General features: G+C 66.7%; 15 protein-coding genes. 9 read left to right on the plus strand and 6 right to left on the minus strand.

Features of this window, described 5'->3' with window-relative positions:
- The first annotated feature begins 138 nt into the window (after positions 1-138).
- Genes cbbX through ACEYYA_RS04750 form a run of 4 tightly spaced genes read left to right on the plus strand, consistent with a single transcriptional unit; the run spans position 139 to position 3,069 of the window.
- Positions 139-1,062 (plus strand): CbbX protein, encoded by a 924-nt coding sequence (gene cbbX, locus ACEYYA_RS04735; protein ID WP_374798129.1) that lies wholly within the window; start codon positions 139-141, stop codon positions 1,060-1,062.
- Positions 1,059-1,748 (plus strand): ribulose-phosphate 3-epimerase, encoded by a 690-nt coding sequence (rpe, locus tag ACEYYA_RS04740; RefSeq protein ID WP_374798131.1) that lies wholly within the window; start codon positions 1,059-1,061, stop codon positions 1,746-1,748. The genes cbbX and rpe overlap by 4 nt, the downstream gene beginning before the upstream one ends.
- A complete protein-coding gene (gene gph, locus ACEYYA_RS04745; RefSeq protein WP_374798133.1) occupies positions 1,745-2,389 on the plus strand; it encodes a phosphoglycolate phosphatase in 645 nt (214 codons plus the stop codon). Before rpe ends, gph begins: the two co-directional genes overlap by 4 nt.
- Positions 2,386-3,069, plus strand: a complete 684-nt coding sequence (locus tag ACEYYA_RS04750) for an HAD family hydrolase (protein WP_374798135.1) — start codon at positions 2,386-2,388, stop codon at positions 3,067-3,069. Before gph ends, ACEYYA_RS04750 begins: the two co-directional genes overlap by 4 nt.
- Here the strand turns inward: ACEYYA_RS04750 and pqqE are convergent.
- The 5 genes from pqqE to pqqA form a co-directional block, all read right to left on the minus strand.
- Positions 3,057-4,142 (minus strand): pyrroloquinoline quinone biosynthesis protein PqqE, encoded by a 1,086-nt coding sequence (gene pqqE / locus ACEYYA_RS04755; protein ID WP_374798137.1) that lies wholly within the window; start codon positions 4,140-4,142, stop codon positions 3,057-3,059. The genes ACEYYA_RS04750 and pqqE overlap by 13 nt on opposite strands.
- Positions 4,139-4,414, minus strand: coding sequence for a pyrroloquinoline quinone biosynthesis peptide chaperone PqqD (gene pqqD / locus ACEYYA_RS04760; RefSeq protein ID WP_374798139.1), 276 nt, complete (start codon positions 4,412-4,414; stop codon positions 4,139-4,141). Before pqqD ends, pqqE begins: the two co-directional genes overlap by 4 nt.
- Positions 4,414-5,145, minus strand: a complete 732-nt coding sequence (gene pqqC, locus ACEYYA_RS04765) for a pyrroloquinoline-quinone synthase PqqC (RefSeq protein ID WP_374798141.1) — start codon at positions 5,143-5,145, stop codon at positions 4,414-4,416. The genes pqqD and pqqC overlap by 1 nt, the downstream gene beginning before the upstream one ends.
- A gap of 67 nt (positions 5,146-5,212) precedes the next feature.
- Complete coding sequence (gene pqqB / locus ACEYYA_RS04770; RefSeq protein ID WP_374798143.1) at positions 5,213-6,100, minus strand: pyrroloquinoline quinone biosynthesis protein PqqB; 888 nt, start codon at positions 6,098-6,100, stop codon at positions 5,213-5,215.
- 24 nt (positions 6,101-6,124) lie between these two features.
- Positions 6,125-6,226 carry a pyrroloquinoline quinone precursor peptide PqqA gene (gene pqqA / locus ACEYYA_RS04775; RefSeq protein ID WP_374798145.1) on the minus strand — a complete coding sequence of 34 codons (102 nt, stop codon included), beginning with the start codon at positions 6,224-6,226 and terminating at the stop codon, positions 6,125-6,127.
- A 235-nt stretch (positions 6,227-6,461) separates the two neighbouring features.
- On the opposite strand from pqqA, the gene ACEYYA_RS04780 reads away from it, so the two are divergent.
- The 5 genes from ACEYYA_RS04780 (at position 6,462) to ACEYYA_RS04800 (ending at position 11,544) form a co-directional block, all read left to right on the plus strand.
- Positions 6,462-7,592 (plus strand): S-(hydroxymethyl)glutathione dehydrogenase/class III alcohol dehydrogenase, encoded by a 1,131-nt coding sequence (locus ACEYYA_RS04780; RefSeq protein WP_374798147.1) that lies wholly within the window; start codon positions 6,462-6,464, stop codon positions 7,590-7,592.
- An 81-nt stretch (positions 7,593-7,673) separates the two neighbouring features.
- Complete coding sequence (fghA, locus tag ACEYYA_RS04785; RefSeq protein ID WP_374798149.1) at positions 7,674-8,507, plus strand: S-formylglutathione hydrolase; 834 nt, start codon at positions 7,674-7,676, stop codon at positions 8,505-8,507.
- A gap of 51 nt (positions 8,508-8,558) precedes the next feature.
- Positions 8,559-9,518, plus strand: coding sequence for a GAF domain-containing protein (locus ACEYYA_RS04790; RefSeq protein ID WP_374798151.1), 960 nt, complete (start codon positions 8,559-8,561; stop codon positions 9,516-9,518).
- Positions 9,519-9,626: 108 nt separating this feature from the next.
- A complete protein-coding gene (gene adh / locus ACEYYA_RS04795; protein WP_374798153.1) occupies positions 9,627-11,141 on the plus strand; it encodes an aldehyde dehydrogenase in 1,515 nt (504 codons plus the stop codon).
- 73 nt (positions 11,142-11,214) lie between these two features.
- Entirely contained in the window at positions 11,215-11,544 is a 330-nt protein-coding gene (locus ACEYYA_RS04800; RefSeq protein WP_374798155.1) for a DUF779 domain-containing protein, read from the plus strand.
- Here the strand turns inward: ACEYYA_RS04800 and ACEYYA_RS04805 are convergent.
- Positions 11,541-13,841, minus strand: coding sequence for a Tex family protein (locus ACEYYA_RS04805; RefSeq protein ID WP_374798157.1), 2,301 nt, complete (start codon positions 13,839-13,841; stop codon positions 11,541-11,543). The two genes, ACEYYA_RS04800 and ACEYYA_RS04805, sit on opposite strands and share 4 nt — an antisense overlap.
- Positions 13,842-13,869 lie beyond the last annotated feature (28 nt).

Here is a 13,869-nt window from a genome sequence, read left to right on the forward strand (position 1 = left end):
TTCGCATGGCCCGGATCGAGGTCGACGGCCGGTCGATCCGCTATGCCCATGACACCGGGCATGGCTGATGACAAAGGCGGGGGGCTGTCTGCCCACCGCACCCCCCGAGAGTATTTTCGAACAGAAGAAGGGCATGGGATGGACGAGGTTGCCGAGGGGACAGGTCGCGTTGATCTGCGTGCGGAATATGAGGCCTCGGGTGTGCGCGAGGTGCTGGATGAGCTGGACCGCGAGTTGATCGGCCTGGCCCCCGTCAAGCAACGCATCCGCGAGACGGCGGCGCTGCTGCTGGTGGATCGGGCGCGGCAGCAATTGGGGCTGGCGCATGAGGTGCCGACCCTGCACATGTCCTTCACCGGCAATCCCGGGACCGGCAAGACCACCGTGGCGCTGAAGATGGCCGGGCTGCTGCACCGCCTGGGCTATGTGCGCAAGGGCCATCTGGTCAGCGTGACCCGCGATGATCTGGTCGGCCAGTATATCGGCCACACGGCCCCCAAGACCAAAGAGGTGCTGAAGCGCGCCATGGGCGGGGTCTTGTTCATCGATGAGGCCTATTACCTGTATAAACCGGACAACGAACGCGATTACGGGCAGGAAGCGATCGAGATCCTGTTGCAGGTGATGGAGAACAACCGCGACGATCTGGTGGTCATCATGGCGGGTTATGCCGACCGGATGGACAAGTTCTTTTCCGCCAACCCCGGATTCCGGTCGCGCATCGCCCATCACATCGATTTTCCCGATTACGACGATGCCGAACTGGTGCGGATTTCCGAAAACATGCTGGCCGCGCAGGGCTATCGCCTGGATGAGGGCGCGCGGGCGGCGATGGCGGAATATGTCACCTTGCGCCGCGCGCAGCCGCATTTCGCCAATGCCCGGTCGATCCGCAACGCGCTGGATCGCGCACGTTTGCGGCAGGCCAATCGCCTGTTCAACAGCGACGGCCCCGTTGACGCCGACGCGCTTTCGACCATAACCGAAGCCGACCTTCGGGCCAGCCGCGTGTTCAGCGGTGGCCTTGACCCTGATGGCAGCCGCAGGAAGGACCAGCCATGAGCTTCAACCGCAAGATCAAGATTGCCCCCTCGATCCTGTCCGCCGATTTCGCCAATTTCGGCGCCGAGATCCGCGCGATCGAGGCCGAGGGCGCCGACTGGGTGCATGTCGACGTGATGGACGGGCATTTCGTGCCGAACCTGACCTTTGGCCCGCCCGCCGTGAAGGCCTTTCGCCCGCATGTCAAGACCTTCATGGATGTTCACCTGATGATCGCCCCGGTCGATCCCTATATCGAAGCCTATGCCGAGGCCGGGGCCGACATGATCGTGGCCCATGTCGAGGCCGGCCCGCATCCGCATCGCACGCTTCAGGCGATCCGGGCGACCGGCAAAAAGGCCGGGATCGCGCTGAATCCCGGCACGCCGGTGGCGGCGATCGAACATCTGCTGGATCTGGTCGACATGGTGCTGGTGATGAGCGTGAACCCCGGTTTCGGCGGGCAGAAGTTCATCCCCTCGTCCGTGGACAAGGTGGCGCAGGTGCGGGCGATGATCGGCGACCGGCCGATCCACATTCAGGTGGATGGCGGCGTTGATCCGGTGACGGTGGCGGCTTTGGCGCGCGCCGGGGCCGATTGCTTTGTCGCCGGGTCGGCGGTGTTCAAGGGCGGCTCGGTCAGCAACCCCGGCGTCTATGGCGACAACATCCGCGCCATCCGGGCGGCAGCGGAAGCCGCGCTGTGATCGTTCTGTTCGATCTGGATGGCACGCTGATCGACAGCGCGCCCGACATCCATGCCGCCAGCAATGAGATCATGGCGGCCGAGGGGTTCCCGCCGCTGGATCTGGCGACGGTGCGCAGTTTCGTCGGCAAGGGCGTGCCCAATCTGGTGACGCGGCTGCTGGCGGCGCATGGGATCGACGATCCGGCCCGCGCGGCGCGCCTGGTCAGCGCCTTTGGTGCGCGCTATGAAACCGCCGTGGGGCTGACGCAGCCCTATCCCGGCGTTCCGGCGGCGCTGGATGCGCTGCGGGCGGGCGGGCATGTGCTGGGCATCTGCACCAACAAGCCGGTGGCCCCGGCGCGGGCGGTGCTGCGGCATCTGGGCCTCTTGGATCATTTTGCCGTGGTGATCGGCGGTGACAGCGCGCCGGAACGCAAGCCCGACCCCGCGCCGCTGCATCTGGCGCATCAGGCCTGTGGCGGCGGACCGGCGGTGTTCGTCGGCGACAGCGAGGTTGACGCCGAATGCGCCGACCGCGCCGGGATGGACCTGCTGCTGTTCACCGGCGGCTATCGCAAGACGCCGGTGGCCGAGCTGCCCCATGCCGCCGCCTTCGATCATTTCGACGAACTGGCGGGCCTTGTCGGGGCGCGCGGATGAAGGCGCTGATCTTTGACGTCGACGGCACCCTGGCCGAGACCGAAGAGGCGCACCGGGCGGCCTTCAACGAGGCTTTCGCGGCCCACGGCCTGAATTGGCACTGGAGTGTCGAAACCTATCGCATCCTGTTGCGCACCACCGGCGGCAAGGAGAGGATCGCGGCCTTTCAGGCGGGCCTGCCCGCGCCGGTGCTGGACACCGCCCGGATCGCCGCGCTGCATGTCGACAAGACCGCGCGCTATACCGCGCTTTTGGTCGATGGCGGGCTGGCGCTGCGTCCCGGCGTGGCCGAACTGATCGACGAGGCGCGCGCCGCCGGGCTGCGGCTGGCCGTGGCGACCACCACCAGCCGCCCCAATGTCGAGGCGCTGGCCCTGTGCTGCTGGGGTCGCCCCGCGGATGAGGTGTTCGACGTGATCGCCGCTGGGGATGAGGTGGCGGCCAAGAAACCCGCGCCTGATGTGTTCCAACTGGCGCTGAACCGGCTGGGCCTGCCGCCGGGCGACTGTCTGGCCTTCGAGGACAGCCGCGCCGGGCTGACCTCGGCCAAGGGGGCGGGGCTGCGGGTGGTGCTGACGCCCTCGACCTATACCGAGGGCGACGATTTCGCCGGGGCCGATCTGCTGGTCGACCGGATGCCGGGGCTGGCGGCCTTGCGCGCTGCCTTTCAGGCGGGCTGACGCATTACCAGGGGCGGCAGCGCATTGGCGCCATTCGCGGCGGCGGTGATCGCCGCGACCACGGCGTGATCGGGCGACTTGCGACAGATCGGATCGGTGACGTCGGCGCGGCCCGCCAAGGCCATCGCCTGACAGCGGCAGCCGCCAAAGTCGATGTCGCGCCGGTCGCAGCTTTGGCATGGCTCGGGCAGCCAGTCGGTGCCGCGATAGGCGGTAAAGGCCGGGCTGTCGGCCCAGATCGCGGCCAGCGGCATGTCGGTGACGCGGGCAAAGGTCAGGCCGGGGATGGATTCCGCAGCATGGCAGGGCAGCACCCGGCCATCCGGGGTGACGTTCAGCCCGACCTTGCCCCAGCCGCCCATACAGGCCTTGGGGAAGTCGGAATAATAGTCTGGCGGCACGAAATCGACGACCATCCGCCCGCGCAGCGCGGCGCGCTTGGCCGCAACCAGATCGCGCACCCGATCATGCTGGGCGCGCGTCGGCATCAGCGCGGCGCGGTTTTCAGCGGCCCAGCCGTGGAACTGGACACAGGCGATCTCGATCCGGCGCGCGCCGAACCTTTCTGCGATCTCAAAGCACTGCGCGGCCTCATCCATGTTCTGACGGTGCAGGACGGCGTTGATCGTCAGCGGGATGGCGCGGTCGGCCACCCATTCGGCCACCTGCATCTTGCGCGCAAAGCCGCCCGCATAGCCACCGATCCGGTCGGCGGTTTCGGGCGTCGCGCCTTGCAGCGACAGTTGCAGGTGATCCAGCCCGGCGGCGACCAGATCATCCAGACGCCGTGGGGTCAGCCCGATCCCCGAGGTGATCAGGTTGGTGTAAAGCCCGGCCTGATGCGCGGCGGCCATGATCGCGGTCAGATCGGTGCGCGCCGCAGGCTCCCCCCCCGACAGGTGCAGTTGCAAGACGCCAAGCGCCGCCGCCTGGGCAAAGACATCAGCCCATTGATCGGCGGTCAGTTCCTGATCCTTGCGGGCCAGATCCAGCGGGTTGGAACAATAGGGGCAGGCCAGCGGGCAGCGGTGCGTCAGTTCGGCCAGCATGGCGATCGGTGGGGCTAGGGTCATTGGCAGCGCACCATCCAGCGGTCGTGAAGATCGGTCAGCATTGCCTGAATATCCCCGGCGATCTGATCGGCGGGGGCGCCATAACGCGCCGACAGGTCCAGCGCGATCTGGGCGATGCTGCGGTCGCCGTCAACCTCGCGCAGGATGGCCTCGGCAATGGCGTCCAGCGTCAGGGTGCGTTCGGGGCCAAGCAGCACGGTCTGGCCGCGCACCGCATCGACATGCAGGCGCACGCCGCGCGGCAGATAGGGGACGCAGGCGCTGGATAGCATCAGGCCAGCCCCTGCCCCGGCTGCCAGGCACCCGGTGGAATGTTCCCCTCGACATAGCCATGCCACAGCGCGTCAAGCTGCGCCCACAGCACATCGGTCTTGAAGGTCAGCGCCGCCGCCGCCGCATCCTGCTTTTCCGCCGTATCGGCATGATCCAGCACGAATTTCAGCCCAAAGGCCACGTCTCGCGGGGCCTCGGTCAGGCGTTTCTGGAAATAGGACAGCGAGTCGGTGTTGGCGAAGTCGTAATGGGCCAGCAGCCCCTCGATCCGCGCGGCGTGAATGGCCGGGGCGAACAGTTCGGTCAGCGAGGCCGCAACCGCATCCAAAAGCGGCATGTCACGCACGAAGCGGACGTAGGCATCGACCGCAAAGCGCGTGGTCGGCATGATCCCCTGTTCGGAGGCGACATAATCGGGGTCCAGCCCCACCGCCTGCGCCAGCTTCAGCCAGCGACGAATGCCGCCGCCTTCGTCGGGGTTGCCGTCGTGATCCTCGATCCGCGACCGCCAGGCGCGGCGGATGGCGGGGTCAGTGCAGCGCGACATGAAGGCCGCGTCCTTCATCGGGATGCGCGACTGATAGTAATAGCGGTTGATGACCCAGGCCCGCACCTGATCGGGGCTGCATTGGCCGCCATGAAGCCGGGTGTGGAACGGGTGCTTGTCGTGATAGCGCGCGTCGCCGATGGCGCGCAGGCGGGCTTCGAAATCGGCGCGGGTGGCGGTCATCTGTCGGGCCTTTCGCGGGTGATGGGGGCGGATGCCATGGGCGGGGATATTTGGGCCAAGAAGAATGTCACAGGGTGATGTCCTGGCCGTCGAAGGCGATGTCCCAGCCGGCGGCGCGGGCCGCGGCGCGCTCAGGGCTGCGCGGGTCCAGCGCGGGGTTGGTGTTGTTCAGGTGGATGAAGATGCGGCGGCCGATGGTCAGGCCCGACAGGGCGGCGATGCTTCCATCCGGTCCGTCGATCGACAGATGGCCCATGCGCGCGCCGGTTTTGGTGCCGGTGCCGGTGGTAAGCATCTCGTCATCGCGCCACAGCGTGCCGTCGAAGAACAGAAGGTCGGCCCCGTCGATGCGGGCGCGCAGGTCGTCGGTGACGCGGGCGCAGCCGGGGATATAGAGGGCGCGGCGACCTTTCCCGCGCAGTTCTACGCCGACGGTCTGGTCGGTGATCTGGTCGGTGATGACGGTGCCGGTTTCCTGATAAAGCGGCACCTTGCCCGGCACCGGGAACAGGGTGGCGGTCAGGCCGGGCAGCAGGTCAAAGGGCTGGCCGGTGGTGATGGCGTGGCGGCTGACGACGGGGGACATGACGTTGAACACCGGCGATCCGGTCAGCTCGGCCTGGATCGCGCCGGTGGCGAACAGGTCAAACGGCTGGCTTTCGCGCAGGCTGATCAGCCCGGCGATATGATCGACATCGCCGTTTGTCACCAGCACCGACCGCACCGGGCTGTCGCGCAACCCGCGTGGATGCAGCGCGGGGCTGGCCGCCAGTTGCACGCGCAGATCGGGCGAGGCGTTCAGGATGGCCCAGTCCTGGCCGTTCAGCGTGGCGGCAACCGATGACTGGCTGGCCTGCGGGATGGTGCCCGCGCGGGCGGCGGCGCAATTGGCGCAGCCGCAGTTCCATTGCGGCAACCCGCCGCCAGCCGCCGCCCCGAGGGTGAGGAACCGCATGAGCGACGGCCTTTCCTTGGCGAATCAGAACAGGTCGGGGCCCTGATCCTCGTATTCGGCGGGGGCATACATGTTGATTTCCATGCCGCAGGCGGTTTCGCGGATGGTCGGTTTCGTCCAGGCCATTGGTTTTCCTCCCCTATAGGTCCGGTCTGATCACGCTACGCCTTTGTGGGGCGCTGTCTATCCGGCGGAAGTCTGATGCGAGGATAAGAGAAGCCTAAGACGATGGTCGCAAATCCGGGTCTCCGACCTTTTGCGGAATTGATTCCGCGCCCCCGCGAATGCGACGATGGTCGCATACCCAAGATGCGGGCGTCCGGGAACCGGCGACCTGCCCTTTGCTTGACAGGAGTCGCCGATGAGAACCCGTGCCGCCGTTGCCATTGAAGCCGGTAAACCGCTGGAAGTGATGGAGGTCAACCTCGAGGGGCCGAAGTTCGGCGAAGTCCTGGTTGAGATCAAAGCCACCGGCATCTGCCACACTGACGAATTCACCCTGTCGGGCGCCGACCCCGAGGGGCTGTTCCCCGCGATCCTCGGCCACGAAGGCGCGGGCGTCGTCGTGGAATGCGGCCCCGGCGTGACCACGCTGAAGCCGGGCGATCACGTCATCCCGCTGTATACTCCCGAATGCCGCCAGTGCCCGTCCTGCCTGTCGCAGAAAACCAACCTCTGCACGGCGATCCGGTCGACCCAGGGTCAGGGCCTGATGCCCGATGGCACGTCGCGCTTCTCGATGCTGGATGGCACGCCGATCCATCACTACATGGGCTGTTCGACCTTCTCGAACTACACGGTGCTGCCGGAAATCGCCCTGGCGAAGATCCGTGAGGACGCGCCCTTCGACAAGGTGTGCTACATCGGCTGCGGCGTGACCACCGGCATCGGCGCGGTGATCCACACCGCCAAGGTGGAAATCGGCTCGAAAGCTGTTGTGTTCGGCCTGGGCGGCATCGGCCTGAACGTGCTTCAGGGCCTGCGCATGGCCGGCGCCGACATGATCATCGGTGTCGACCTGAACAACTCGAAACGTGAAATGGCCGAACGCTTCGGCATGACCCATTTCATCAACCCCAAGGAAATCGAAGGCACCGTCGTTCAGGAAATCGTCAACCTGACCAAGACTCCGGCCGACCAGATCGGCGGCGCCGACTACAGCTTCGACTGCACCGGCAACGTCAAGGTGATGCGCGACGCGCTGGAATGCACCCACCGTGGCTGGGGCCAGTCGATCATCATCGGCGTCGCCCCGGCGGGCGCGGAAATCAGCACCCGCCCGTTCCAGCTTGTCACGGGCCGGGTCTGGAAAGGCACTGCCTTTGGCGGCGCGCGTGGCCGCACCGATGTGCCGAAGATCGTCGACTGGTACATGGACGGCAAGATCGAGATCGACCCGATGATCACCCACACACTGAAACTGGAAGACATCAACAAGGGCTTCGACCTGATGCACGCGGGCGAATCGATCCGCTCGGTTGTCCTCTACTGATTTCTTTCTTGACCAAATACGCTGGGGGTCCGGGGGCAAAGCCCCCGGTCCGCCATTCATAATCCCCTGAAAGGACCGCAGATGAGCCTGACCACCAAATCCGAAAACCGCTGCTTTGGTGGCGTGCAGGGTGTCTACGCGCACCAGTCGCAGGCGACCGGGACGGAAATGACCTTTGGCCTGTTCCTGCCCTCGGCGGCCGAACAAGGCCCGGTGCCGGTGCTGTGGTATCTGTCCGGCCTGACCTGCACCCATGAAAACGCCATGACCAAGGCGGGCGCGCAGGCCTTTGCCGAACAGGCGGGGATCGCGCTGGTGTTCCCCGACACCTCGCCGCGCGGCGAAGGCGTGGCCAATGACGAGGCCTATGATCTGGGTCAGGGCGCGGGCTTTTACGTCGACGCGACCGAACAGCCCTGGGCGCCGCATTTCAAGATGTGGCACTATGTGGCCCATGAACTGCCCGAGCTGATCTCGGACAATTTCGCCATCGACCGCGACCGCCAGGCGATCACCGGGCATTCGATGGGCGGGCATGGCGCGCTGACGCTGGCGATGTCGCTGCCGGGCCGCTACCGCTCGGTCTCGGCGTTTTCGCCGATTGCCAACCCGACGAAATCCGACTGGGGCCGCAAGCAGTTGTCGGCCTATCTGGGCGCGGATGAGGCGAAATGGACCGCCCATGACAGCAGCATCCTGATGCGCGAACGCGGCTTTGACGGCGAGGTGCTGATCGATCAGGGCGCGTCCGATCAGTTCCTTGACCTGCTGAAGCCCGAAGCCCTGGCCGAGGCGATGGCCGCCCGTCGTCAGCCCGGCGCGTTCCGGATGCAAAAGGGCTATGACCACAGCTATTTCTATGTGGCCAGCTTTATCGAAGACCACATCTGGTTCCACGCGGAACATCTGGCCTGACATCTTGGCAGACAGCCGGTGTCATGGCAGCATGACACCGGGGGGAACGGCATGGATCGCGTCAGCCATCATGCCCAAAAGGTCGAAAGCGCCATCCTGAAGAACGGGGCGGCGCAATCCGCATTGATTGCCTCATGGAGCCGGTCGGCCCGGCTGCACCGGCTGGACGCCAGCGGGCGCGGTGCGACCGAACGGCTGACCGACGCCGAGTTCGTCGCCGCCCGTGAACGCGCCGAACCCATGCTGCGCGCCGCCGGGCCGACGCTGGACCGGCTCTTCCAGACCGTCGGCGGCGTGGGCTGCTGCGTCATGCTGGCCGATGCCGATGGCGTGCCGCTGGACCGGCGCGGCGCGGCGGGCGATGACGGTGATTTCCGCGCCGGTGGGCTGTGGCTGGCGACCCGTTGGTCCGAGGCGGCGCAGGGCACCAACGGCATCGGCACCTGCCTGGCCGAGGATCGCGCCGTCACCATCCACCGCGACCAGCATTTCCTGGCCCGCAACACGGCTCTGTCCTGCATGACCGCGCCGCTTTATGACCCGCTTGGGCGGCTGGCCGGGGCGCTGGATGTCTCCTCTGCGCGGGGCGATCTGACGCCGGGCTTCACCACGCTGATCGCGCAATCGGTGTCCGAAGCTGCCCGCACAATTGAGACCGAGGCCTTTCGCCAGGCATTTCCCGCCGCCCGCATCGTCATGCTGCCCGCCGCCAAGGGGGGCGTCGGGCTGCTGGCGGTCGATGGCGATGACCTGATCATCGGCGCCACCCGCGCCGCGCGGCGCGCGCTGTCCTTGCCCGAGGTGCTGGCCGACCGGCCGCTGGTCGCCGCCGATCTGCTGGGCGGGGCGGGCGACGGGCTGGACCGGGCCGAGCGTGGCGTGATCGTGCGCGCGCTTGCCCGTGCCGGCGGCAATGTCACCGCCGCCGCCCGCGATCTGGGCATCAGCCGCGCCACGCTGCACCGCAAGCTGGCGCAACTGCCGCCCGATGCCGCCGACCTGTCGCAGTAATGCGACATTGCCGCGCCGCAGCGCCCCTTTGCCGGGGTGACGCAGCGGCAGCCGCTGGCATCCTGTCCCCGTCAGGCCGCGAGGAGGCGGCCCAAATGGGAGGGGACGATGACCACGATTTTCCACAAGGACGCCGCTTCGCCGTTCAAGAAGCGCTACGACAATTTCATCGGCGGCAAATGGGTCGCGCCGAAATCGGGCAAGTATTTTGAAAATACCTCGCCTGTCACCGGTCAGGTGCTGTGCGAAGTTGCGCGGTCAAACGCCGACGATGTGAATGCCGCGCTGGATGCCGCCCATGCCGCCAAGGACAAATGGGGCCGCACCTCGGTTGCCGAACGCAGCCTGATCCTGAACCGCATCGCCGATGTGATCGAACAGAACCTGCCCGCCCTGGCCCGCGCCGAGACCTGGGACAACGGCAAGCCGATCCGCGAAACCACCGCCGCCGACCTGCCGCTGGCGGTCGATCATTTCCGTTACTTCGCGGGCGTGGTGCGCGCGCAAGAGGGCGGGATCTCGGAAATCGACGACGATACCGTGGCGTATCATTTCCACGAACCGCTGGGCGTGGTCGGCCAGATCATCCCGTGGAACTTCCCCTTGCTGATGGCGGTGTGGAAGCTGGCACCGGCGCTGGCGGCGGGCAATTGCGTCGTGCTGAAACCGGCGGAACAGACCCCGGCCTCGATCATGATGCTGGCTGAACTGATCGGCGACCTGCTGCCGCCGGGCGTGCTGAACATCGTCAACGGCTTCGGGCTTGAGGCCGGCAAGCCGCTGGCGTCCAGCAACCGCATCGCCAAGATCGCCTTCACCGGGGAAACCACGACCGGGCGGCTGATCATGCAATATGCGTCGGAAAACCTGATCCCGGTGACGCTGGAGATGGGTGGCAAATCGCCCAACATCTTCCACGCCGATGTCGCGCGCGAGGATGACGATTTCTTCGACAAGGCGATCGAGGGCTTTGTGATGTTCGCCCTGAACCAGGGTGAGGTCTGCACCTGTCCGTCGCGCGCGCTGATCCACGAAAGCATCTATGACCGATTCATGGAACGTGCGCTGAAGCGGGTCGAGGCCATCGTGCAGGGCGACCCGCTGGACCCAGCAACAATGATCGGCGCGCAGGCGAGTTCCGAGCAGATGGAAAAGATCCTGTCCTATATCGACATCGGCAAGAAAGAGGGTGCCGAGGTGCTGACCGGCGGCGCGCGCGCCAGCCTGTCCGGCGATCTGGCGGGCGGCTATTACGTCAAGCCGACCGTGCTGAAGGGCCACAACAAGATGCGCGTGTTCCAGGAGGAAATCTTTGGGCCGGTCGTCGCCGTGACCACCTTCAAGGATGCCGATGACGCGCTGTCGATTGCCAATGACACGCTGTATGGGTTGGGCGCGGGCGTCTGGTCGCGTGAGGCGAACACCTGCTACCGCTTTGGTCGCGGCATCAAGGCGGGTCGGGTCTGGACCAACTGCTATCACGCCTATCCGGCCCATGCGGCCTTTGGCGGCTACAAGCAATCGGGCATCGGGCGAGAAAACCACAAGATGATGCTGGATCACTATCAGCAGACCAAGAACATGCTGGTCAGCTACAGCCCCAAGAAGCTGGGCTTTTTCTGACCTTCGGACCCGGGGGGCCTTGCGCCCCCCGGACCCCCGCAGGATGTTTCCGCCAAGAAGAAAGGGCGACCCGATGGGCACTGTCACCGCCACCCCCGCCGCGCTGGAACTGCTGGCCGAGATCGTGGCCGATCACGGGCCGGTGCTGTTTCACCAGTCAGGCGGTTGCTGCGACGGGTCGGCGCCGATGTGCTATGCGCAGGGCGATTTCCGCATTGGCGAGCATGACGTGCAACTGGGCCAGATCGGCGGGATGCCGTTCTACATCTCGGGTGCGCAGCACGAGGTGTGGAAGCACACCGATCTGATCATCGATGTGGTTCCGGGGCGCGGCGGCATGTTCAGCCTGGACAACGGGCGCGAGCGGCGGTTTCTGACCCGATCCGAGATCTGCGCGCCCTAGCGGCGTTTCAGCGCATCGGCCAAAGCCGCGCCAAGCGCACCGGGGGCGGATTTCGGCGGGGCGGCGCTGCTGCGGGCGGGTTGTTTGCCCTTGGCCGGGCTGCGTTCGGCGGCGGCGTCGCGCGCGTTGCTGCCGCCATCCTTGCGCATGGTCAGGCCGATGCGTTTGCGCGGCACGTCCACTTCGGTCACGCGGACCTTCACCACATCGCCGGCCTTGACCACCTCATGCGGGTCTTTGACGAAGCGGTCGGCCAGTTGGCTGACATGGACCAGCCCGTCCTGATGCACGCCGATATCGACGAAGGCCCCGAAGGCGGCGACGTTGGTGACCGTGCCTTCCAGCACCATGCCGGGGCGCAGATCCTTGATGTCCTCGACCCCGTCGGTGAAGCTGGCGGTGACAAAGCTGGGGCGCGGGTCGCGGCCAGGTTTTTCCAGTTCGGTCAGGATGTCGCGCACCGTGGGCAGGCCGAAATCCTCGGTCACGAAATCTTCGGCGCGCAGGCGTTTCAGCGCCGCGCCGTCGCCCATCAGGCTGCGGATATCGCGGCCGCAGGCGCTGACGATGCGGCGGGCGATGCCGTAGGCCTCGGGGTGGACGGATGAGGCATCCAGCGGCTCATCCCCGTCGCGGATGCGCAGGAAGCCCGCGCATTGTTCAAAGGCCTTGGGGCCAAGCCCCGCCACCTTCAGCAGTGCCTTGCGCGACGGAAAGGCCCCGGTCTGGTCGCGGTGGCTGACGATGGCCTGGGCCAGCGACGGCCCAAGCCCCGCGACATGCGACAGAAGCGGAGCCGAAGCGGTGTTCAGATCGACCCCGACCGCGTTCACCGCATCTTCGACCACCGATTCAAGCGCCTTCGACAATGCGCGTTGGTCGACGTCATGCTGATACTGGCCGACGCCGATGGATTCGGGCGTGATCTTGACCAGTTCGGCCAGCGGGTCTTGCAGGCGGCGCGCAATCGAAACCGCGCCCCGCAGCGACACGTCCAGGTCGGGAAACTCGCGCGCGGCCAGTTCGGATGCGGAATAGACCGAGGCCCCTGCCTCGGACACCACCACCTTGGTCGGCGGCTTCACGCCCTGCGGCAGGCTCCGCAGCAGGTCGGCGACCATCCGTTCCGTCTCGCGGCTGGCGGTGCCGTTGCCGATGGCGATCAGCTCGACCCCGTGGCGGGCGATCAGGGTCAGGATCGTGGCCTCGGCCCCGCGAATGTCCATGCGCGGCTGGAACGGATAGACAGTGGCGGTGTCGACCAGTTTGCCGGTGGCGTCGACGACCGCGACCTTGACACCGGTGCGGATGCCGGGGTCAAGGCCCAGGGTCGCGCGCGGGCCGGCGGGGGCGGCCAGCAGCAGGTCTTTCAGGTTGCGGGCAAAGACGCTGATCGCGGCCTCATGCGCGCGGCGGCGCAATTCGCCCAGCAGGTCGATATACATCGTGTTCGACAGCTTGACCCGCCAGGTCCAGCCGGCGGCGGCGCGCAGCCAGTCGGCACCGGGGCCGGTGCCCAGATCGCCGATGGCGGCGGCGACCATGGTTTCGGCGCGCCCCGCGCCGGTGTCGGGATCGGGGGCGATGTCGATGGTCACCACCTCCTCCTTGCTGGCGCGCAGGATGGCCAGGGCCCGGTGCGCGGGGATGCCGGACCATTTTTCGGCATGGTCGAAATAGTCGCGGAACTTGGCGCCGGTTTCCTCTTTGCCGGGGATGACGCGGGCGGCGATCACCGCCTGATCCTGCATGAAGGCGCGCAACCGGCCCAGCAGCGCGGCGTTTTCCGACAGTTCCTCGGCCAGGATGTCGCGCGCGCCCTCAAGCGCGGATTTGGTGTCGGGCACGGCCTCGGTCAGATAGCCCGCCGCCAGCACCTGCGGATCGGTGCCGGGCGCGGCGATGATGGCGCGCAGCAGCGGCTCAAGCCCGTGTTCGCGGGCGATCATCGCGCGGGTGCGGCGCTTGGGCTTGAACGGCAGATAGATGTCCTCAAGCGTCGCCTTGGTTTCGGCCGCGGCGATGGCGCGGGCCAGATCGGGGGTCATCTTGCCCTGTTCGGTGACCGAGGCGACAATCGCCGCCCGCCGTTGTTCCAGATCGCGCAGATAGGACAGCCGGTCGGCCAGCGTGCGCAACTGGCTGTCATCCAGCCCGCCCGTCACCTCTTTGCGGTAGCGCGCGACAAAGGGCACGGTCGCGCCGCTGTCCAGAAGCCCCACGGCGGCCTGCACCTGCGCCGGGCTGGCGGCGATGTCGGTGGCGATGGTGCGGGCGATCCGGGCGGCGGTTTCCATGGGGCCTCGTGTCAGTTTGCTGTCAGCT

This window comes from Paracoccus zhouxuedongae (assembly GCF_041927815.1).
Taxonomy (GTDB): domain Bacteria; phylum Pseudomonadota; class Alphaproteobacteria; order Rhodobacterales; family Rhodobacteraceae; genus Paracoccus.